Here is a 20,702-nt window from a genome sequence, read left to right as displayed (position 1 = left end):
TTAAAATATTATACTATATCTGAGCGAATTAAAAGTAACTAATAAAAGCCTATTCAAATAAAAAAAGCCCAAAGGCTTTTTTTACTCAACAGACACTATGAAATAATAAAGAGGCTGTTTCCCATTGTAGCACTGTATATCCATATCTTCATATTTTTTTTCAAGTTTCTTTATAAAGTCATTTACTTCCTCCTCATTACATCCATCGCCATAATATATGCTTATGAGTTCGCTATTTCCCCCTGTCATCTCATCTATTATGTCACCACATACCTGGAATTTATCCTTTCCAACCTGTTTTATACTGCCTTCGATAAGTCCCAATATATCTCCCTGTCTTATATCTTTTCCATCCACTTCCGTATCTCTAACTGCATAAGTCACTTGCCCCGTAGCCACTGTAGTTATAGCTTTCTCCATGGCACTTATATTTTCATCTAAATCCATATCTGAATTAAATGCTGTTATTGCAGTAATTCCTTGAGGTATAGTTTTAGTTGATATTACTTTTACTAATTTATCTGACAGCTCCGCAGCTTGATTAGCTGCCATAATTACATTTTTATTGTTGGGCAATACAAATATATTTTCTGCATTTATTTTTTCTATACAATTTAATATATCTTCAGTACTCGGGTTCATAGTCTGACCACCTTCTATCACGTAGTCTACTCCCAGATCCTTAAATATACCATTGATACCTTCTCCTATGGATACTGAAATAAAGGCGTATTTTTTTCGTTCAGTTTGATTTTCTCCACTCTCATGAGCTTTTTCTTCAGAAGAATCTTCTTTAAAATCATCTATATTTAAAATATGTCTATGCTGTTCTCTCATATTATCTATTTTTATTTTGGACAATTCCCCCAATTTAACCGCCTTCGATAGAACCCATCCCGGATCATTGGTGTGTATGTGAACTTTTATTATATCCTCGTCTTTCACTACCACCATGGAATCTCCTATTTTCTTCAATTCTTTTCTAAAATTCTCTATATCCGGCACCTGAGAATGAATCAGAAATTCTGTACAATATCCATATTTTATATTCTGTTCCCCTAAATTCTTAGCTGCAGGTTGAATTTTTGCGTTGTCGGCTTCTTTTAAATGCAGTTTTTCCATATGATCTTTTAAAGCCTCATACATTCCCTGAAGTATAATCAAAAGTCCCATGCCGCCGGCATCTACTACTTTTGCTTTTTTTAACACAGGAAGCATATCAGGAGTTTTGTCAAGCACAGTTTTACTGTAATCACACACTTCTTCCAAAAGCTCAGTTATATCTTTTTTATCAGACTTTACGGCACTTTCACCTGCAGCTTTTATAATAGTCAATATAGTACCTTCCGTAGGACGCATAACTGCTTTATAGGCAAATCTTGCTCCTTCTTCCAGTGCACTTCCAAGTTCCGATGAATCCACCTGTTTTTTGCCTTCAATTCCATTAGCTATACCTCTGAATATCTGTGAAAGTATAACTCCGGAATTTCCCCTGGCTCCCATAAGTGCACCCTTGGCCAGCTGTTTTCCTATTGCATCTATGGATTTCTCACCTGCATCGGCTATCTCCAACACTGCATTTCTAAGTGTCATAGACATATTTGTACCCGTGTCTCCATCAGGTACTGGAAATACATTTAGTGAATTTACAAAATTCTTCTGTTCCTCTAGTTTATTACTGGCATTTACAACCATATTGTAAAAAATCTGCCCGTCTATATTTAAGTATCCCATTTTTACAAATTACCTCCCTAGACCCTAACACCTTGAACGTTTACCGTAATAGTTGAGACCTTAAGTCCTGTGTAGTTCTCTATATTGTATTTTATCTTCTGTATTATATTATTTGCAATTACAGATATCTTTGTTCCATATTCCACAATTATGTGTAATTCTATAATCAATTCATTATTTTTAGAACGAACCTTTACTCCCTTACTTAAATTTTCACTTTTTATTAATTTCCAAAAACCATCTTTGGCGCTTTTAGAAGCCATTCCCACTACGCCATAGCATTCCATAGTAGATAATCCAGCTATATTGGCAACCACTTCTTCCGAATAATCTATATACCCGTTTTCCTCAACAATACTGCCTATCATACAAAAACCTCCTCATTCAATATCATATTCTATAATACCATAAAGACATTTTATTATTCAAGTTACATCAAAATTTTTCCAAGTCAATCTCTAATTTAAATATAGGGGTTCAGATTTGATATTTATGCTTTGAACTTTAACTTAGCCTTGCATATACCACACCTTCTGTGGTAAAATAATTTATGTTTGAGTTGTATAAAACTCTTAAGGGAGGTGTTTTACAGTGTCAAAAAAATGTGAAATATGTGGTAAATCCGTTGTATTTGGTGTACAGTACAGTCATTCACATCGCCAATCTAAAAGAACCTGGTCTCCAAATATAAGAAAAATTAAAGCCATAGTCAATGGCACACCAAAAACTATACATGTTTGTTCGAGATGTCTTCGTTCCGGAAAGGTTCAACGTGCCATATAAAAATAAAAATGCAGTTGTTTAGTTACAATTGCATTTTTGTGTTTATATGATTATTTTTTCTTGGTAAAAAACTTTATAATTGCAGACAGGACACCTGGAAGCTTAAATGCAATAATTTTCATTAAATTACCTCCTTATTTATGACGTTCTATTAGATACCATCCACAATAAATCAATCCTGCACCTGCAGCTATTATCCATCCCCATATAGGGATAATAACTGTCAGTAGAAATCCTACACCTATAGATAAAGCCACTAATCCAATTTTTCTTTTTGTTCTTCTTCTGAATCCTCTTTTTTTCACGTTATTATCCCTTAAAAATTGCTCTACACTATTATATGCATAAAGATGTAATATTGTTACCACTTTTTTTAATATCATCATCAATTGTGCATTGGATAATCAATCTCTACTCTTCATTAAAAGTAATTTACCGCTGTCAAATATTATACTCACACTTCTATTTAAAAATTCATTCGATATCGTTCTTCCATCCCCCAACTTCAGATCGTAATTGTCAAGCTTATACCTCGCACCTATTATACTCAAATTTCTAACTATATCACAGTAGGCATGAAGGGAAAATGTTTCTCCCTCTCTGCCTTTTATTGTAACGGGTTTACTTATTAGTTCAATAGTATTGTGCTCATCTTTTATAAAAGCTCTAATTCCCTTTGAATTACACTTTAAAAGCATTCCCAGATTACCCAAAAGATGATCTACCCTGCTTCCCGTAACTCCAAGCAGCACTATTTCATCTGCTCTCAGACTCAGAGCCTTATCAATTACAATTTCAGTATCTGTACAGTTTTTAGCCTTAGGATATTTTTCTATAATACAGTTCTTTTCCCTGAAAAATTTTAGAGGCTCTTCATCTATAGAATCGAAATCTCCCATAAGATACATGGGTACAATATTATATCTGTAAAGACAATTTGCGCCACTGTCGGCACATATTAAAATTGAATCTCCATAAAGTTCCTCTTTAATTAATTTTTCGGAAGGAGCATTTCCCCCTGACACTATAACTACCCTCATACTAAATTCCCTCTCTCAGCATCTTTATATTGTCCTCTATCTTTCCATCTTTAAATACAGCAGAACCAGCCACTATTACATTTGCTCCATTTTTCACTGCACTACCTATATTATGCTTTGAAATACCTCCATCCACCTCTATCATCAGATTCTCATTGTATTTATAACTTAAATTTTTAACTTCCTCTATTTTTCTTGAACAGTAATCTATGTATTTTTGCCCTCCAAATCCAGGGTTTACAGACATTATAAGAACCATATCTAAATCAGGTATCAGATATTTTATGTTATCTACCAATGTAGCGGGATTTAATGCCACTGCAGCTTTTACGCCTAGACTTCTTATATAATTTAAAGTTCTATCCAGATGGTTGTCAGCTTCAAAATGAACCGTTATGATATCTGCCCCAGCTTTTACAAAACTCTCTATGTACCTTGCAGGCTCCTTTATCATCAAATGTACATCAAAAGGCAATTTAGTGTATTTCCGTACACTTTGTATAACAGGTACTCCAAAACTTATATTTGGTACAAAACTTCCATCCATAACATCTATATGGATTAAATCTGCTCCATATTTATCCAGAGATTTTATCTCTTCCCCCAATTTTGAAAAATCTGCCGATAATATGGAAGGTGCTATTTTTATCATTGTGTATTATCTCCTTTTCAATAATTAAGCGTAATTAGCCATCAATATCTCTCCCGGGAAGAAACTTCCTTTAAAACCTTAATATAAAAATCATATCTTTCTCTACTTATGGTCCCTTTTTCCACAGCAGCTTTAATAGCACATTTAGGTTCTCTATAGTGAATACATCCCGTAAATTTACACTCTCCTATAAAACCCATAAATTCAGGGAAACAATATTGAAGTTTTTCTATAGGTATATCACTTGTATCCAGTGAAGAAAACCCTGGAGTATCTACCACAAAACCTCCCTCAAGTTCTATCAATTGACTGTACCTTGTAGTATGTTTCCCTTTATTTAATTTTTTACTTATTTTACCCGTTTCCATGAGTTTTTCCCCACAGAGAGAATTTAAAATAGTAGATTTTCCTACGCCTGAGGGTCCGCATAAAACCGTAACATTTCCCCGGAGTTTTTCTCTTATGGTATCAATGCCATATCCTTCTTTTGCTTTTAACTGCAGTACTTCATAACCTATACTGCTTATTCTATCTATAATCTCTATTTCTCCACTTTCCTTAGGCAAATCCATTTTATTAAAGCATACAATTACTTCTAAATTACTGTACTCACAGCTTATGAGGATTCTGTTTAATAGATCTTCATTTATTTTAGGATGATTGAACGCAAAAATCACTAATACTTGAGTTATATTCGCTACTGTAGGACGTTTTAGCTGACTTATTCTAGGGTAAATTTTATCAATAACCCCCTGGTTCTTTTCAACATTTATATTAACATTATCTCCGACCATAGGGGAAAGTCCATCATACCTGAACTTTCCCCTAGCCCTGCATTCAATTACCCCATATTCAGTTTTTATATAATAGAATCCTCCTATACCCTTTACTATAATTCCCCTCATAATTCCTCCTAATTCACATTTAACGCTGTTTCATCCTGTGTTTTATTTTCCCGAATTATTGGAATTTGAGTTGTTGCCCTCTCCTGAATTACCGCCTCCAGTATTGCCATTTTGTTGTCCGCCACCATTTTGCTGTCCATCGCCATTTTGCTGTCCACTGGTATTTTGTCCGCTGCTGTTTTCATTACCATTATTTCCTCCATTATTTCCATCTTGAGGTATCTGATTACTACCCTGTTCTCCTTCAGGCTGCTTATATACATAATAAGTTAAAGTTACAGTAGTGCCTTCTTTAACCTGACGTGAAGCTCCTATGCTCTGATTTGTAATACCCAGGTTTTCTTGAGTCTTATCAGATGTTTCCACCGGGTTCTCAGCAACCCTTAATCCTGCATTCTGCATTATGGCTCTTGCCTCACTTATGCTTTTTCCTGAAACATCCGGAACCGTTACATATTTTGCTTCTGGTCCCTTGCTGACCACAAGATTTACTTTTGACCCATCTTTTACTTTAGAGTCTGCCTCCGGATCCTGACTTATAACCTGACCCTGGGATACGGTATCACTGTATTTGTAAGATATATCCCCAACATCTAATCCACTGCTGGTAATAATACTTTTGGCAGTACTTAAATCAATGCCAACTACATTTGGAACCCCCATAGTATCAGTACCTCCACTTATGATTACCCTTACATCTGAATTTGCTTTTACTTTTGTACCAACTTTAGGAAAACATTCAAGTACTGTGCCTTCAGGTTTATCACTTTTTTCCTTAGCTCCAACTACAAAATTGAGTTTTTTACTTTCCACTAATTTTTTGGCTTCAGCCTGTTTCATTCCAATTATATTGGGGACTGCAACCTCCGCAGAAGTCCTGTTGAAAGCAAAGTATCCTGAAACTGCACCTATTACTGTCACCAACACAAATAATGCTATTATAAGTATAGTCTTCTTTTTCTTTGGATCCAGGGTGGGTTTATTTTTTTTATCCTCAGGTTCACCTTCATAATCATTATCACTATAACCTTCTTCATCCTTATAATTGTCATTTACATCTACAGGATCCATTATCCGCGTCATATCATCATTTAGATCATCTTCTATTAAATTTAATTTCTGGTTATTTTCTATCTTTTTTAAATCCACAAGCATATCTTCCATAGTCTGATATCTTTTTATAGGCTCTTTTTCTACAGCCTTCAAAATCAATTTATTTAAACTTTCCGGTACATTTTCATTTAGTTTAATTGGAGGAACCACAGGTTCCTGTATATGCTTCAGTGCTATGGATACGGGGCTCTCCGCATCATAGGGCACCCGTCCTGTAACCATTTCATACATAACTATTCCCATAGAATAGATATCCGTCCTAAAATCTACAAAACTTCCCCTTGCCTGCTCAGGAGAAAAATAATGTGCGGATCCCATTATCTTATTTGAATTGGTTATAGTAACTGAATTAGAAGCTTTCGCAATTCCGAAATCCGTTACCTTTACTATCCCATCCTCTGTTACAAGAATATTATGAGGCTTTATATCTCTATGTATAATATTATTCTTATGTGCACATTTGAGGGCTTTGGCTATCTGAATAGCTATTTCTACCGATCTTTCCGGTGGTATCCTGACCTCTTCCTTTATTATCTGTTTCAGTGTCTTTCCTGAAACATATTCCATGACTATATAATTTATGTCATCCTGGGTACCTACATCATATATATTAACTATATTATTATCCGACAGACTTGCTGCTGCCGTAGCTTCTCTCTTAAATTTTTCGACAAACTCCTTATCACTGGAAAATTGTTCTTTAAGAACTTTCACAGCCACATTTCTATTTAATAGGTGATCTTTAGCCTTATAAACGACTGCCATTCCACCTTCTCCTATTTTTTCTAACGGCTCATACCTATTTCCTAGCATGGTCCCTATCATCTTTACCCTCTCCTTCAAATACAATAACTGATATATTATCTTTTCCACCTCTAAGATTGCTGAGTTCTATCAATTGTCTACAGGCATCTTCATTGTTATTGCTCATTATAATATCATACATCTCATCAGTGCTCACCCCATTAGATAAACCATCGGTACAAAGCATTACCCTATTAACGTCTTTTAAATTCACTTCAAAGGTGTCTATTTTTACGGATAAATTAGTTCCAAGTGCCCTGGTTATTATATTTTTATTGGGATGAATTGCAGCTTCCTCTTCAGTTATGCTGCCTTCGTCAACTAATTGCTGTACAAGGGAATGATCTTTAGTGATTTTAACTACACCGTCGTATCTTATAGTATAACATCCACTATCACCTACATTAGCTACTACCATATTCATATCTTTAACTAAACAAGCTGTTATAGTTGTCCCCATTCCACCAAATTCATCATTACTTGTTGATAATTTATAGATCTTTTCATTTGCTAAATTTATGGCTTCTAACAGGTCCTTTTTCATATCTACTGTGTTCTTAGCTTTTATACTAGAAATGGTCGTTTCCACTGCAATTCTACTTGCAACCTCTCCTGCATTATGACCGCCCATTCCATCTGCTATTACATATAGATCTAAATCTTTTCCATTATAGAAATCTGCAAAATCTTCATTTAGTTTTCTTACTCTGCCCACATCTGACAAGATCCCCACCATTTTCTACACCCTTTCTATACCTTTTTGATTCTAAATAACTTCTCCTCAGCTGTCCACAAGCAGCATTTATGTCTGAACCCATTTCTCTTCTTATAGTAACTTCTATTTTATTTTCAACAAGTTTATTATAAAAACCTTTTATATTGTCTAGAGAAGATTTCTTAAAATCATTTTCTTTAACTTCATTGACAGGTATTAAATTCACATGGCATAGAAGACCCCTTAGCAGCCTTGTTAAACCTTCAGCACATTTCAGGCTGTCATTAACACCTCTTACCAAAGCGTATTCAAAGGATATTCTTCTACCTGTTTTATCTATATAATATCTGCATGAATCAATTATCTCTTTTATAGAGTATTTATTTGCAATGGGCATAATTTTTATTCTATTTATATCATCTGGTGAATGTAACGATATAGCTAATGTTATCTGCAAATTTTCACCTGCAAGTTGTCTTATTTTAGGTACTATACCGCAGGTAGAAAGAGTTATATGTCTTTGACCTATATTGAGGCTGTAGTCACAACTTATCATCTTTAAAAATTTCAACACATTGTCATAATTGTCGAGAGGTTCTCCACTTCCCATTAAAACTACATTTGATATCCTCTCATCTATTTCACTCTGAGATCTTAGTACTTGAGCCAATATTTCTCCACTGCTTAAATTTCTCACCATTCCACCTACAGTAGATGCACAGAATTTACACCCCATTCTGCATCCAACTTGTGTTGAAACACATATAGAATTCCCGTGTTTATATTTCATAACCACTGTCTCTATAATATTTCCATCCCTGTATTTATATAAAAATTTAGTAGTATCCTTTAACTTTGATTGATAACTTTTAACTAGTTCCGGAATTTCAATATAAAAATTTGTTTTTAATTTTTTTACTAAAGATTTAGGTATATTGGTCATACAATCAAAATTCCACTGACCATTCTTATATAACCAATCCATTATTTGACTTGCTCTAAATTGACTTTCACCGTTATTTTTCATCCAATTTCTTAAGTCTTCCATATTAAAGTCAAAAATATTATACATACATTTATTGCACCTACCTATATTTTATCATTTTTGCAATAAAAAACCCATCCATATTATCATTGGGAAGTACAGTTATATACCCTTTTTCATCATAAATTATATTTTCAAAATCTCCAAAATTTATTTTCTCCAATTTGAATTGCGGATTTTTTTGAATAAACCAATTTATATTCTCATTATTTTCCACTTTATTTAAAGTACAGGTGGAGTATATAAGTTTTCCCTCTTGTTTTACATACTTTGAAGCATTTAACATGATGTTTCTCTGTATTTTTACCAAATTATCCATAGAATCTTTATTTTTAGTCCACTTGATCTCCGGCTTTTTTCTTATTATTCCAAGTCCTGAGCAGGGCACATCAATGAGAACCCTATCTGCTGCATTTTCAAATTGCCCTATATATTTTTCAGCGTCAAACACATTATAAATTAAATTTTCAACTCCCAATCTACTGGCATTTTCCTTTACAAGTGACATCTTATTTGCATGCAGATCACAAGCATATACCTTTCCTGTATTTTTCATCAGCTCTGCTATATGACAGGATTTACCTCCCGGTGCACTGCAGAGATCCAACACAGTCATATTTTCTTCCAGATCCATAACATGGGCTACAAGCATTGAACTTTCATCTTGAACTGTAATATACCCCTTCTTAAAAAGGGGATTCAATTCTATATTACTTCCTTTTTTTATAATCAGCGCTTCTTTGCATATAGTTCCTTCTTTTACATCATATCCATTTTTTATAAGTTCATTCCACACCTGTTCATATTTTATTTTTAACGTATTCACCCTCACTGTAACTTTAGGAACTATATTGGAATTTTTCAATATGCTCTCTCCCGTTTTTTCACCATATTGTGTAATAAAAAGTTCAGCCATCCATCGGGAAAAAGAATATTTAAAACACCACCTACTCATTTTATCGCCCTTATGCTCACAAGTTAGAGTATCTTTATTTCTCAAATAATTCCTCAAAACACCATTTACCAGCTTAGATAACTTAACTGACTTCCTTTTAGAAAGTTCTACAGCCTCATTCACTACTGCAAATTCAGGAATCTTACTCAGGTATCTCAATTGATATACAGACATTCTGAGTATATTCAATATGTCCCCATCCATTTTCCCAATATCACTTTTTATAAAACTGTCTAATATACTGTCAATTGTATATTTATACCTTAAAGTACCATATACTAGCTCCGTGACCAGTGCTCTATCTTTTCTATCCAAATTTTCCTTATTTAAATACATACTCAAAACTACATTGGAATATGCATTGTTATCCAATACCTGTTTAAGTACTTTAACGGCTGTACCCCTGGGATTTATCATGATTCTACCTCTAATCAAAAAATATCTTCATCCATTAATTTCTATCTCTACTTATATATATGAGTCTGAGCAAATTGGCTATAGCAGTTAATACAGCAGCCACATAGGTCATGGCAGCAGCACTTAAAACCGATCTGGCCCCATCAAGCTCATCCGAATAGAGTATATTTCTTCCTTCCAGTATCTTTAAGGCTCTTCTGGAGGCATTTAATTCTACAGGAAGAGTTATTATTTGAAATAAAACTACTAAAGCAAATAAAATTATACCTAAATTTACAAGTCCCTTAATTCCTAAAACAAATCCAGCCAAAAACAATATCCATGAAACATTGGATCCAAAGTTAACTACAGGTACAATGGAATTTCTGATAACAAGTGGAACATATCCATTTTTATGCTGAATGGCATGACCAGTTTCATGGGCCGCCACACCTATTGAGGCCACGGAATTTCCGTAATAAACATCCTCCGAAAGTCTCATGACTCTCCTGGAAGGATCGTAATGATCGCTGAGTTTTCCGGGTATCAGTTCTACTGGTACGTCGTAAAGACCGCTGCCATCCAAAAGCATTCTGGCCACCTGGGCGCCTGTATACCCATTGTGGCTCCTATACCTAGAATATTTATTAAAAGTGGAAGATACTTTATATTGAGCCCAAATTGCTACTAAAAGTGCTGGAATTAGTATAATAAAACTGCTATCAAAGTAAAACATCAATTACACCTCCACGTAGATTATTCTCCTAATATAACACCTGTTTTTATCAAATGCCCCTTTATATATTCACTCACTTCCATAGGTCTTCCTCCTGGAAATTGTATATTTTTTATCAAGACAATCCCTCTGCCGCAGGATACCTTGATACCATATTTGGAAACTTCAAGTATATATCCGGCTTCCCTTGGGGACATTTCATCCAGTGCCTCCACCCGGTATATTTTCATATTCTCTCCCTTATACTGAGTATATGCAATAGGCCATGGATTTAAACCTCTGACAAAATTTTTTATTTTAATACTATCCAGATTCCAATCTATTTCTGCCATGTTCCTACACAACATCTTTGCATAGGCAGTTGTAGTTTCTCCCTGTTTTTTCCTTTTAATTACACCTGTTTCCAGTCCTCTAAGGGTTCTTGCCAATAAATCAGCTCCATCTTCCTTCAATATATCTGTAAGTTCTCCTGCAGTCATATCTTCTGGAATCTCAACATTGCTGCTTAAAAGCATATCTCCTGTATCAAGTCCAGTATTCATGAACATAGTAGTGTTTCCCGTTTTCTTTTCTCCATTTATAATACACCAGTTTATAGGTGCTGCTCCCCTGTACTTTGGCAAAAGTGATGCATGCAGATTGATGCATCCATTTTTAGGTATATCCAGCACCTCTTTTGTCAGTATCTGACCATAAGCTACTACTACTATAAAATCAGGTTTCATTTCCTTTAGTTTACCCAATGACCGGGTATCCTTTTTTAGACTTACAGGCTGATAAACCGGTATATTGTACTTAATAGCTTCTTCTTTAACAGGAGAAAAAACTACTTTTTTCCCCCTACCTTTCGGTCTGTCAGGTTGAGTAAATACAGCTGTTACATTATGTTCCTCTATCAATCTCTTTAAAGAGGGCACCGAAAAATCAGGAGTTCCCATAAAAACTATATTCATATATTATTTTCACCTTCTTTTTTTATGACCTTATCTATAAAGAGTATGCCATTTAAATGATCTATTTCATGGCAAAATGCCCTTGCCAGTAAATTTTCTCCCTCTACTATTATCTCTTCTCCCTTTTCATTTAAAGCTTTCACTTTAACCTTATTAGGCCTTTTTACTTCACCCTGCACTCCAGGTATGCTCAAACATCCTTCCTTATCTATATAGCTTCCTTCACTATATATAATTTCTGGATTTATAAGTTTATATATACCTTCTCCTATATCAACTACTATGGCTCTCTTCAAAACACCTACTTGAGGTGCTGCAAGTCCTATACCATCCTCTTCATACAATGTCTCTTCCATATCTTTAAGCAATGTTATAATCCTATTATTTATAACATCCACTTTCTTGCTTTTTTTTCTCAATATGTCATCGCCGTATTTTCTAATATTTCTTAAAGCCATCTATTTGACCTTCCCCTCTCAATTTAAACTGTATACCCTAATAAATTCTACATCATGTTAATAGGATTTATATCTATACTGACCTTTACATCATTATAAACATCTTTTAACAAATCATAAACTATTTTTCTTATATTTTGTGCTATATTTAGACTTATCTTTCCCTTTATCATTATCTTCCACCTGTATGATTCCTTTATTTTCGATATTTCACAAGGGCATGGTCCCAGCATTTCAATTTTATCATTTTTTATGAGAATATTTCTTAAAAATATACCAACATTTTGTATACTTTTTATTAATATATCTTCATTTTTACTGCTCATATTGATGAGAAGAATATCTGAAAAAGGCGGATAATTCATACGCTCTCTTATACTGATCTCTCTATTATAAAAATCCCTATACCTATTCTCTGCAGCACATCTTAAGCTGTAATTTTCAGGATTATATGTCTGAACAATTACCTCTCCTGGCTTTTCACCTCTACCTGCTCTTCCTGAAACCTGGGTTATAAGTTCATAAGTCTTTTCTGAAGATCTAAAGTCCGGAAGATTAATAGACAGATCCGCTGCTATTACCCCCACTAAAGTCACATTTTTAAAATCCAACCCCTTAGCTATCATCTGTGTTCCTATCAATATATCAGCCCTGCCTTCTTTGAAGGTATTATATATGCTTTCATAAGAATTTTTTTTCCTGGTAGTATCAAAATCCATCCTGAGGATTTTTGCCTGGTGGAATTCATTTTTTATCAACTGTTCTATTTTTTCAGTACCAACTCCAAAATACTTTACATATCTGCTTCCGCATTTAGGGCAAGTCTTTGGTACATCAATTTTACTTCCACAGTAATGACATACGAGCTTTCCAATATTATGATGATAGGTATAAGATATATCGCAATTGCTGCATTTAAATACATAACCACATTTTCTGCAGGATACAAAAGTAGAATATCCCCTTCTATTCAAAAACAATATTATCTGTTCCCTTTTGTTTAATCTATCACAAATTGATTTATATAATATTTTACTAAACATGGATTTATTATTATTTACAAGTTCTTCCCTCATATCTATAATTCTAATTTTGGGCATAGCTGCCCCATCGGCTCTATTTTTCAAAGTTATAAGTTGAATTTCACCTCTTGTACACCTATGATAAGTCTCTATGGAAGGAGTAGCTGAACCCAATACCATCTTACAGCCATACTGACTGCATTTTATTTCTCCAACTTCTCTAGCATTGTACTTAGGATTGCTATCCGATTTATAGCTCCATTCCTGTTCCTCATCTATTATTATAAATCCCAAATTTCTAAAAGGTAAAAAGATGGCAGATCTAGCTCCTATAGCAACTTTTACCTGGCCTCGTTTTACTCTCATCCATTCGTCATATCTCTCTCCATCAGATAATTTACTGTGAAATACGCTTACATCTTTCCCAAATCTACCTTTAAATCTTTCTACCATTTGAGGAGTAAGAGCAATTTCAGGAACCAATATTATGGATTCCTTCCCGCTTTTCATAGCCTTTTCCACAAGCCGCATATAGATTTCAGTTTTGCCGCTTCCTGTAACTCCATGAATTAAAAATATCTTTTTATCTGAATTAATTATTTTATTTACTGCAAACTGCTGCTCTTCATTCAAGGTTTTTTTTGAATAAATATCATATTTCCTTTCATCATATCTATTCACTGTACTTCTTCCTGTAATAAGAAATCCATGCTTTATCATAGTATTTATAGAAGATAGTGATAGATTATATTTTTTACTTATAAAATTTTTAGTGTATTTTCCATTTTCGCCTTCCACCAATTCATATATACTTTTATATGGATTCCTGTCAAAATTTTTTTCCAGTTTTTTACCTGTATACACCAGATTCTGCTTTTTGTCTTTCACTCCCTTGAAAATACCTCTTGGAATAAATACCTTTATGCAATCAAGGTAAGTGCACAGATACCTCTCTCTCATCTTCTCTATAAGTTCCAGATCCTTTGCCGTAAAAAGGGGAAAATCATCACAAAAATTAATTATTTCCTTAATTTTTTTATCATGCAGTACATTTTCATAAAGCTTTACTATAAATCCATCCAATTTTTTATTTCCCATTCCAAAAGGAACTTTAACTCTAAAACCTATTTCTATTTTGTCCTTTAACTTTTCTGGCACCTTATAGGTAAAAATTTTATCTAATTTTACAGAGCTATTGTTTACAATAATTCCTGCATATGTATACACCTGATCACCCTTTTACAATAAACATTAAATAAGAGAGGCATTTAAATTTTAACCCCTCTTAAACATAAATAAACTCATAATTTAGATGCCAATATATCAAATAATTTTCGCGCTACTTCTCTCTTTGTCATCTTATCTAAATCGATTTTATTCCCATCCTTGAATATTATAGTAACTTTATTATTATTTGAGGCAAATCCAGTATCTACACCTGTTATATCATTGGCAATTATATAGTCCAAATTTTTGCTTTCCAATTTTTTTGCAGCATTTTCAATTAGATCATTGCTTTCTGCAGCAAAACCTACTAAAATTTGATTACTTTTTAGTTTACCTAGCTCTTTCAATATATCAATATCCCTGGTAAATGGAAGTGAAAGCTCATCTCCGTCTTTTTTTATCTTTTTCTGAGAATACACTTTGGGTTTATAATCAGAAACTGCAGCTGCCTTTACTACTATATCCTGTTTTTCAAATTTCTCAAGTACTGCATTGAGCATCTCCTCATTTGTCCTCACACTCACAAATTGTACTCCAAAGGGTATATTTAAGTTAGTGGGCCCGGAAACAAGGGTTACTTCCGCTCCCCTATCTCTGGCTTCTTCAGCTATGGAATATCCCATTTTGCCAGTGGATCTATTGGTTATATACCTCACAGGATCTATATCCTCCCTGGTAGGTCCAGCAGTAACAAGCACCTTTTTACCCTTCAGGTCTTTTTTATCATACAACATACTTTCAATTATCTGGGCTATAAAACCCGTATCCTCAAGTTTTCCCTCTCCACTGTCACCACAGGCCAGCCTTCCTGATGCAGGTCTTATAAATTCATATCCAAATTTCATGAGTTTATTGATATTGTCCTGTACAATGGGGTTGTTGTACATATTTGTGTTCATGGCAGGAGCAAAAACCACAGGAGCTTTGGTTGCCATAATTGTAGTAGTTAAGAGATCATCTGCTATGCCACTTGACACTTTTCCTATTATATCCGCAGTTGCCGGAATAACCGCCAGTAAGTCTGCCTTCTTTGCAAGGGAGATATGCTGTATTTCCCAAGCTCTCGGTTCCTGAAACATATCAACATTTACTATATTCTGGCTCATAGTCTGAAAACTAAGCGGCGTTACAAATTTCACTGCGGATTTTGTCATTATGACATTTACCTCAAAGTTTCTTTTTTTTAGCCTGCTTACCACATCCAGCGCCTTATAAGCTGCTATTCCACCAGTTACTCCTATAACTACCGTTTTCCTATCACTTACATTCAACATTACTTAATACCTTCTTTTACAGTTTCGTAAGTAATCAAATTTTGATATATTTCATTAATAGCTATAGTAACTGGTTTAGTTGAATCTATATTCACCAAAGGTTCAGATCCATCAATCAATTGCCTTGCTCTCTTAGATGTCACAGCAACTAATGTATATCTATTGTCCACTCTTTTTAATAGATCTACAATAGATGGATTTATCATCGAGTTGTTCATATGTAATTCCCTCCTTAGGATCTAATATTTCATCTTTAACTCTATCCACTCTGCATTTTTCCGCCGCAATTATACTCTCTATATTTCTTACGGCATTATCTACAGTATCATTTATAACCACATAGTTATATTTTGATACATAATTTATTTCCTTATAGGCCGAACTGAATCTAGTCATGAAGGATTCTGGTGTTTCACTGCCTCTACTTATAATTCTCTTCTTAAGTTCTTCCATTGAAGGAGGAAGTATAAATATAAATACGCCTTCAGGATAGGTCTCTTTTACCATCAAAGCCCCCTGAATATCAATCTCGAGTACTACGTCATTTCCCTCTTTTATAGCTTTTAAAACCTGGGACCTAGGAGTTCCATAATAATTCCCATATACTTTTGCATATTCCAAAAAATTATTGTTTTTTATTTTATTTTTAAAATCTTCTTCAGTCAAAAAATAATAATTCACTCCATCTACTTCACCTTTTCGTGGAGATCTTGTGGTAGCTGAAACAGAAATCCAAAATTTATCCTTTTTTATCAGGGCTTTGCATACTGTACTTTTTCCTGTTCCAGAAGGCCCCGATATTACAATTAGAAGACCTTTTTTTCGCATTATTCCTCAACCTCACTGATTTCATCTTCTCCATCTTTAGACGACAATCTATGTGCTACAGTCTCAGGTTGAACCGCTGAAAGTATTACATGATCACTGTCAGTTATTATAACAGCTCTTGTTCTTCTTCCATAAGTGGCATCGATGAGCATTCCCCTATCTCTTGCCTCCTGAATTATTCTCTTTATCGGTGCAGACTCTGGACTCACTATAGCCACCAATCTATTTGCTGAAACAATATTTCCAAAGCCTATATTTATTAACTTAATACCCATACATTTCCTCCTGTTTACTCTACATTTTGTATCTGTTCTCTTATTTTTTCTATCTCATTCTTTACATTTAATATCAGCCGCGTTACTTCTAAATTTGTCGATTTAGATGCAATGGTATTTGCCTCTCTATTCATCTCCTGTAATATAAAATCAAGCTTTCTTCCTACAGGTTCATCAACATTTAAAGTATCTTTAAACTGAATTATATGACTATTTAACCTTACAATTTCCTCATCAATACAGGACTTATCTGCAAATAGTGCAATTTCCATTGCCAGCCTATTTTCATCTACCGGATATTTTCCCAATAGATCTTTTAATCTATCTGAAAGTTTTTCTCTATACTCTTCAGGTATCTTAAAAGATTGCTTTTCTATATCATCCATTAAAGCTTGAATATGGCTGCATTTCTCAATCATATTTTCCTTTAACTTTTCTCCTTCTTTCTCTCTCATGTCCATGAGCATGGAAATAGCATCATTTAGAGCCTGTAATAAATATTCCCAAGCGCTTTCAAGATCATCCTCTTCCTTTTTCAATGTTATCACATCCGGGAATCTAGCAATTAAATCAAGAGATACACCCTCTTTTATATCATATTTTTCTCTTATCCTATTTAAACACTCTACATAGCTGTCCGCTAATTCTTCATCTAGTACAGCCCTTGTAGAGCAATTGCCAAAATCCGCCTGAGTTATAAATATATCTACTTTACCTCTATTTATTTTTTGTTGAACTACTTTTCTTATTCTGTCTTCTAACGGCATAAAGCTTTTTGGCATTTTAATATTTAAATCACAGTATCTGTGATTTACACTTTTTATTTCTACTGTAAAACTCTGTCCATCACTTTCTACTGTGCCCCTCCCATATCCTGTCATGCTTTTAATCATTATAATTTCATCCTTCCACAAAACCACATAAGTCTACAACTAATTATACATAAATACATATAATAATTTCAAGATAAATTTTATATTTCAGAGCTGATAAATCCATATTAAAACTTTCTCTAAATTGTAGTTTAAAACGATTATATCACAAAACATCTCTAATAGACATATTTATAGTAATTTTATACATTTATTTGATAAAATAAACTTAAAGCTTCAGACAATTAAATACAACTGCCTGAAGCCGTAGATCTGAAAATATAATTCTAAAATAGTAATATATATTAGACAAAATCACAATAAAATGTATTTTTAAAACTTAAAGTATAATGCATATCAAGCCGCCATTGCCTTCATTTATAATTTTCTGAAGTGTTTTTTGTATTTTAATCTGAATATCCTCTGGCATCTTATAGAGTTTGTTTTGAAGTCCCTCTTTCACCAATATTTCCAGTGACTTGCCAAACATATTGCTCTGCCATATTTTAGAAGGATCGCTTTCAAATTGCTCCAGCAGGGATTTGACCATTTCCTCACTTTCCCTTTCTGTACCCATTATAGGTGAAATCTCCGTTTCAATATCTGCGCGTATGAAGTGCAGGGATGGAGCACTTGCTTTTAATTTTACTCCAAATTTATTTCCCTGTTTTACTATCTGCGGTTCCTCCAGCTTCATTTCTGAAAGCTGAGGTGCTACTAGACCATAACCGGTTTCTCTAACATCTTTCAAAGCCGTTGAAATCTTGTCATATTCCACTTTTGCACTGTGCATTTCTCTTACTATATTCAGCAGATCATTTTCTCCTTGAATTTCCTTTCCGCATACCTCTCCTAATACCTTATAGTAAAGATCTTTTTTAGGTTTTAAATCAATGCTGGCAGTGCCCTCTCCCATATTAATTTCTTTTACCTCAGATTCTCCCACAAATTCTACATCTGAAAATCCATCTACAGATTTTACTATATCCCTTATTTTATACACGCTGCCGCACATATCCTTTACCAAATTTATGAAATCTAATTTCAGCCAATGAGAGGGCTCCATTTTTTCTATCCATTCAGGCATATCAATATTTATTTCCTTAATTGGGAATTCTTTAAGTATTCTTTGAAATACATTTGTTATGTCATCTTCTTTCATATTAAGTACATCCATACATTGAACAGGTACATCATATTTGTTCTCCAATTCTTTCTTTAAAGCCATGGTATCAGGCTCATAAGGATGTTGTGAATTTAAGATTACCATAAAAGGCTTATTTATTGACTTGAGTTCATTTACCACTCTTTCTTCAGCGTCAACATAATCATCCCTGCTTATATCTGTTATAGAACCATCCGTAGTCACTAAAAGCCCTATAGTTGAATGTTCATTTATTACCTTTTTAGTTCCAATTTCAGCAGCTTCTTCAAAAGGTATTTCATAGTCATACCATGGAGTGGTAACCATTTTAGCTTCTTCTCCCTCCATGTATCCCAATGCGCTCTTAACTATATACCCAACGCAATCCACCATTCTCACTTTAAACTTAGTACTTTCATTTAAACTTATCTCTATAGCTTCATTGGGAACAAATTTAGGCTCAGTAGTATGAATTGATTTTCCTGAAGAACTTTGGGGCAATTCATCTTTAGCCCTCTGTTTTTTATAAGAATTATCTATGTTGGGAAGTACCATTATTTCCATGAATTTTTTTATGAAAGTGGATTTTCCAGTTCTAACAGGGCCCACAACTCCCACATATATATCTCCCTGAGTTCTCTCTGCGATATCCTTGTATATATTAAAGTTTTCCAAAATATACCCTCCAATAATCTAATATTAACAGTATATATATATTTTGGTGGAGCATATTTTATTACATATTATTTCACTTACAGCTCAAATTAATTTTCAATATGTTTCGCTTTTTTTGGCTCTTGTCATCAATTCATATACAGTATATCTTGGATCTTTTCCTTTGAAAAGTATCTCATAAAGAGCCTCCGTTATAGGCATTTCTACATTTAGCTTATTTTTAAGCTTATAAAAAGCTCTACAAGCTGATATACCTTCGACTACCATATTAACTTCCTTAATTGCCTCTTCTACTGATTTGCCCTGACCTATAAGTATTCCAGCTCTTCTGTTTCTACTGTGCATGCTGGTACAGGTAACTATAAGATCTCCTATGCCCGAAAGTCCTGAAAATGTTTCTCTTTTACCTCCAAGCCTTTCTCCAATTCTCACCACTTCTGCAATCCCTCTGGTCATAAGAGCTGCCTTTGAGTTATCACCATAACCTATTCCATCTGAGATTCCTGCTGCCAGTGCAATTATATTTTTAACAGCACCTCCAATTTCAACTCCCACTATATCTTTATTGGTATACACTCTAAATTTGCTTGTTGTAAAAAGGTTTTGGATTTTTTTACTGCAGTTGACATCTTTTGAAGATACCACTACCGTTGTAGGTATATCAAGAGCTACCTCTTCTGCATGACTTGGTCCTGAAAGCACTACCACTTTATTTTCAGGTAGTTCCTCTTCAATAACTTCAGAAAGTCTTTTGCCCGTTTTTTCTTCTATTCCCTTGGCTATATTTACAATTATCTGATCTTTGCTTATAAACTGCTTAAAATTTTTACACACTTCCCTTACGGCCTGAGACGGAACTGCTAAAACCAAAATACCGCTTTCTTTAATTACCTGTTCCGCATTTATAGATGCTTTTACGTTATTGGGAATCAATACTTTGTGAAGGTATTTAATATTTTCCCTTCTTTCATTTATGTCCTGAACTATGGAATTTTTTCTATCCCACAAATTCACTTCAATTCCCTTTTTAGCAAGCATTATAGAAAGGGCTGTTCCGAAACTTCCCCCTCCTAAAAAAGATACAGATAAACCCACA

Annotated in this window: 22 protein-coding genes; 1 reads left to right on the top strand and 21 read right to left on the bottom strand. The window is 34.0% G+C overall.

What is annotated here, in order from left to right; all coding sequences use genetic code 11:
- Nucleotides 1-81 precede the first annotated feature (81 nt).
- Nucleotides 82-1,734 carry a DAK2 domain-containing protein gene (locus J5G60_RS02280; protein WP_150355874.1) on the bottom strand — a complete coding sequence of 551 codons (1,653 nt, stop codon included), beginning with the start codon at nucleotides 1,732-1,734 and terminating at the stop codon, nucleotides 82-84.
- A 17-nt stretch (nucleotides 1,735-1,751) separates the two neighbouring features.
- A complete protein-coding gene (locus tag J5G60_RS02275) occupies nucleotides 1,752-2,102 on the bottom strand; it encodes an Asp23/Gls24 family envelope stress response protein (RefSeq protein ID WP_150355873.1) in 351 nt (116 codons plus the stop codon).
- Nucleotides 2,103-2,325: 223 nt separating this feature from the next.
- Between J5G60_RS02275 and rpmB the strand changes: the two genes are divergently transcribed.
- Nucleotides 2,326-2,517 carry a 50S ribosomal protein L28 gene (rpmB, locus tag J5G60_RS02270; protein ID WP_150355872.1) on the top strand — a complete coding sequence of 64 codons (192 nt, stop codon included), beginning with the start codon at nucleotides 2,326-2,328 and terminating at the stop codon, nucleotides 2,515-2,517.
- Nucleotides 2,518-2,651: 134 nt separating this feature from the next.
- On the opposite strand, the gene J5G60_RS02265 is transcribed toward rpmB, so the two are convergent.
- From J5G60_RS02265 to J5G60_RS02175, 19 genes are all read right to left on the bottom strand, one after another.
- Complete coding sequence (locus tag J5G60_RS02265; protein ID WP_179977231.1) at nucleotides 2,652-2,822, bottom strand: hypothetical protein; 171 nt, start codon at nucleotides 2,820-2,822, stop codon at nucleotides 2,652-2,654.
- Nucleotides 2,823-2,921: 99 nt separating this feature from the next.
- Entirely contained in the window at nucleotides 2,922-3,557 is a 636-nt protein-coding gene (locus tag J5G60_RS02260) for a thiamine diphosphokinase (RefSeq protein WP_150355871.1), read from the bottom strand.
- 1 nt (nucleotide 3,558) lies between these two features.
- Entirely contained in the window at nucleotides 3,559-4,209 is a 651-nt protein-coding gene (rpe, locus tag J5G60_RS02255; RefSeq protein ID WP_150355870.1) for a ribulose-phosphate 3-epimerase, read from the bottom strand.
- 41 nt (nucleotides 4,210-4,250) lie between these two features.
- Nucleotides 4,251-5,114, bottom strand: coding sequence for a ribosome small subunit-dependent GTPase A (rsgA, locus tag J5G60_RS02250; RefSeq protein ID WP_150355869.1), 864 nt, complete (start codon nucleotides 5,112-5,114; stop codon nucleotides 4,251-4,253).
- Nucleotides 5,115-5,156: 42 nt separating this feature from the next.
- Complete coding sequence (gene pknB / locus J5G60_RS02245; protein WP_150355868.1) at nucleotides 5,157-7,052, bottom strand: Stk1 family PASTA domain-containing Ser/Thr kinase; 1,896 nt, start codon at nucleotides 7,050-7,052, stop codon at nucleotides 5,157-5,159.
- Nucleotides 7,027-7,767 carry a Stp1/IreP family PP2C-type Ser/Thr phosphatase gene (locus tag J5G60_RS02240; protein WP_150355867.1) on the bottom strand — a complete coding sequence of 247 codons (741 nt, stop codon included), beginning with the start codon at nucleotides 7,765-7,767 and terminating at the stop codon, nucleotides 7,027-7,029. Before J5G60_RS02240 ends, pknB begins: the two co-directional genes overlap by 26 nt.
- Entirely contained in the window at nucleotides 7,721-8,818 is a 1,098-nt protein-coding gene (gene rlmN, locus J5G60_RS02235) for a 23S rRNA (adenine(2503)-C(2))-methyltransferase RlmN (protein ID WP_150355866.1), read from the bottom strand. The genes J5G60_RS02240 and rlmN overlap by 47 nt, the downstream gene beginning before the upstream one ends.
- 13 nt (nucleotides 8,819-8,831) lie before the next feature.
- On the bottom strand, nucleotides 8,832-10,163 hold the full coding sequence (gene rsmB / locus J5G60_RS02230; RefSeq protein WP_150355865.1) for a 16S rRNA (cytosine(967)-C(5))-methyltransferase RsmB: 1,332 nt from the start codon (nucleotides 10,161-10,163) through the stop codon (nucleotides 8,832-8,834).
- A 34-nt stretch (nucleotides 10,164-10,197) separates the two neighbouring features.
- Nucleotides 10,198-10,878 carry a zinc metallopeptidase gene (locus J5G60_RS02225; protein ID WP_150355864.1) on the bottom strand — a complete coding sequence of 227 codons (681 nt, stop codon included), beginning with the start codon at nucleotides 10,876-10,878 and terminating at the stop codon, nucleotides 10,198-10,200.
- A gap of 20 nt (nucleotides 10,879-10,898) precedes the next feature.
- Nucleotides 10,899-11,831 (bottom strand): methionyl-tRNA formyltransferase, encoded by a 933-nt coding sequence (gene fmt / locus J5G60_RS02220; RefSeq protein WP_150355863.1) that lies wholly within the window; start codon nucleotides 11,829-11,831, stop codon nucleotides 10,899-10,901.
- Complete coding sequence (def, locus tag J5G60_RS02215; RefSeq protein ID WP_150355862.1) at nucleotides 11,828-12,289, bottom strand: peptide deformylase; 462 nt, start codon at nucleotides 12,287-12,289, stop codon at nucleotides 11,828-11,830. The genes fmt and def overlap by 4 nt, the downstream gene beginning before the upstream one ends.
- Before the next feature lie 47 nt (nucleotides 12,290-12,336).
- Nucleotides 12,337-14,538, bottom strand: coding sequence for a primosomal protein N' (priA, locus tag J5G60_RS02210; RefSeq protein ID WP_150355861.1), 2,202 nt, complete (start codon nucleotides 14,536-14,538; stop codon nucleotides 12,337-12,339).
- Between the two features lie 74 nt (nucleotides 14,539-14,612).
- Entirely contained in the window at nucleotides 14,613-15,812 is a 1,200-nt protein-coding gene (gene coaBC / locus J5G60_RS02205) for a bifunctional phosphopantothenoylcysteine decarboxylase/phosphopantothenate--cysteine ligase CoaBC (protein ID WP_150355860.1), read from the bottom strand.
- Nucleotides 15,812-16,030 carry a DNA-directed RNA polymerase subunit omega gene (gene rpoZ, locus J5G60_RS02200; RefSeq protein WP_150355859.1) on the bottom strand — a complete coding sequence of 73 codons (219 nt, stop codon included), beginning with the start codon at nucleotides 16,028-16,030 and terminating at the stop codon, nucleotides 15,812-15,814. Before rpoZ ends, coaBC begins: the two co-directional genes overlap by 1 nt.
- Nucleotides 15,972-16,640: a guanylate kinase gene (gmk, locus tag J5G60_RS02195; protein WP_150355858.1), complete on the bottom strand. Its 669-nt coding sequence runs from the start codon at nucleotides 16,638-16,640 to the stop codon at nucleotides 15,972-15,974. The genes rpoZ and gmk overlap by 59 nt, the downstream gene beginning before the upstream one ends.
- Nucleotides 16,640-16,915, bottom strand: a complete 276-nt coding sequence (gene remA / locus J5G60_RS02190) for an extracellular matrix/biofilm regulator RemA (protein ID WP_150355857.1) — start codon at nucleotides 16,913-16,915, stop codon at nucleotides 16,640-16,642. Before remA ends, gmk begins: the two co-directional genes overlap by 1 nt.
- Nucleotides 16,916-16,929: 14 nt before the next feature.
- A complete protein-coding gene (locus J5G60_RS02185) occupies nucleotides 16,930-17,808 on the bottom strand; it encodes a YicC/YloC family endoribonuclease (RefSeq protein ID WP_150355856.1) in 879 nt (292 codons plus the stop codon).
- A 319-nt stretch (nucleotides 17,809-18,127) separates the two neighbouring features.
- Complete coding sequence (spoIVA, locus tag J5G60_RS02180; protein ID WP_150355855.1) at nucleotides 18,128-19,606, bottom strand: stage IV sporulation protein A; 1,479 nt, start codon at nucleotides 19,604-19,606, stop codon at nucleotides 18,128-18,130.
- A 96-nt stretch (nucleotides 19,607-19,702) separates the two neighbouring features.
- Nucleotides 19,703-20,701: an NAD(P)H-dependent glycerol-3-phosphate dehydrogenase gene (locus tag J5G60_RS02175; protein ID WP_150355854.1), complete on the bottom strand. Its 999-nt coding sequence runs from the start codon at nucleotides 20,699-20,701 to the stop codon at nucleotides 19,703-19,705.
- Between the last annotated feature and the right edge of the window lies 1 nt (nucleotide 20,702).

This window comes from Clostridium sp. HV4-5-A1G (genome assembly GCF_900184915.1).
GTDB classification, from domain to species: Bacteria; Bacillota; Clostridia; order Clostridiales; family Clostridiaceae; genus Clostridium_B; species Clostridium_B aromativorans.
This window is presented reverse-complemented; position numbering and strand designations above follow the sequence as displayed.

Bases quoted from the DNA above. Each gene is read 5' to 3' on its own strand.
- J5G60_RS02280 (WP_150355874.1), bottom strand. From the start codon at position 1,734: ATGGGATACTTAAATATAGACGGGCAGATTTTTTACAATATGGTTGTA.
- pknB (WP_150355868.1), bottom strand. From the start codon at position 7,052: ATGATAGGGACCATGCTAGGAAATAGGTATGAGCCGTTAGAAAAAATA.
- J5G60_RS02240 (WP_150355867.1), bottom strand. From the start codon at position 7,767: ATGGTGGGGATCTTGTCAGATGTGGGCAGAGTAAGAAAACTAAATGAA.
- J5G60_RS02185 (WP_150355856.1), bottom strand. From the start codon at position 17,808: ATGATTAAAAGCATGACAGGATATGGGAGGGGCACAGTAGAAAGTGAT.
- rsgA (WP_150355869.1), bottom strand. From the start codon at position 5,114: ATGAGGGGAATTATAGTAAAGGGTATAGGAGGATTCTATTATATAAAA.
- def (WP_150355862.1), bottom strand. From the start codon at position 12,289: ATGGCTTTAAGAAATATTAGAAAATACGGCGATGACATATTGAGAAAA.
- J5G60_RS02225 (WP_150355864.1), bottom strand. From the start codon at position 10,878: ATGTTTTACTTTGATAGCAGTTTTATTATACTAATTCCAGCACTTTTA.
- J5G60_RS02275 (WP_150355873.1), bottom strand. From the start codon at position 2,102: ATGATAGGCAGTATTGTTGAGGAAAACGGGTATATAGATTATTCGGAA.
- remA (WP_150355857.1), bottom strand. From the start codon at position 16,915: ATGGGTATTAAGTTAATAAATATAGGCTTTGGAAATATTGTTTCAGCA.
- rpe (WP_150355870.1), bottom strand. From the start codon at position 4,209: ATGATAAAAATAGCACCTTCCATATTATCGGCAGATTTTTCAAAATTG.
- J5G60_RS02260 (WP_150355871.1), bottom strand. From the start codon at position 3,557: ATGAGGGTAGTTATAGTGTCAGGGGGAAATGCTCCTTCCGAAAAATTA.
- rlmN (WP_150355866.1), bottom strand. From the start codon at position 8,818: ATGTATAATATTTTTGACTTTAATATGGAAGACTTAAGAAATTGGATG.
- rsmB (WP_150355865.1), bottom strand. From the start codon at position 10,163: ATGATAAATCCCAGGGGTACAGCCGTTAAAGTACTTAAACAGGTATTG.
- gmk (WP_150355858.1), bottom strand. From the start codon at position 16,640: ATGCGAAAAAAAGGTCTTCTAATTGTAATATCGGGGCCTTCTGGAACA.
- fmt (WP_150355863.1), bottom strand. From the start codon at position 11,831: ATGAATATAGTTTTTATGGGAACTCCTGATTTTTCGGTGCCCTCTTTA.
- rpoZ (WP_150355859.1), bottom strand. From the start codon at position 16,030: ATGAACAACTCGATGATAAATCCATCTATTGTAGATCTATTAAAAAGA.
- coaBC (WP_150355860.1), bottom strand. From the start codon at position 15,812: ATGTTGAATGTAAGTGATAGGAAAACGGTAGTTATAGGAGTAACTGGT.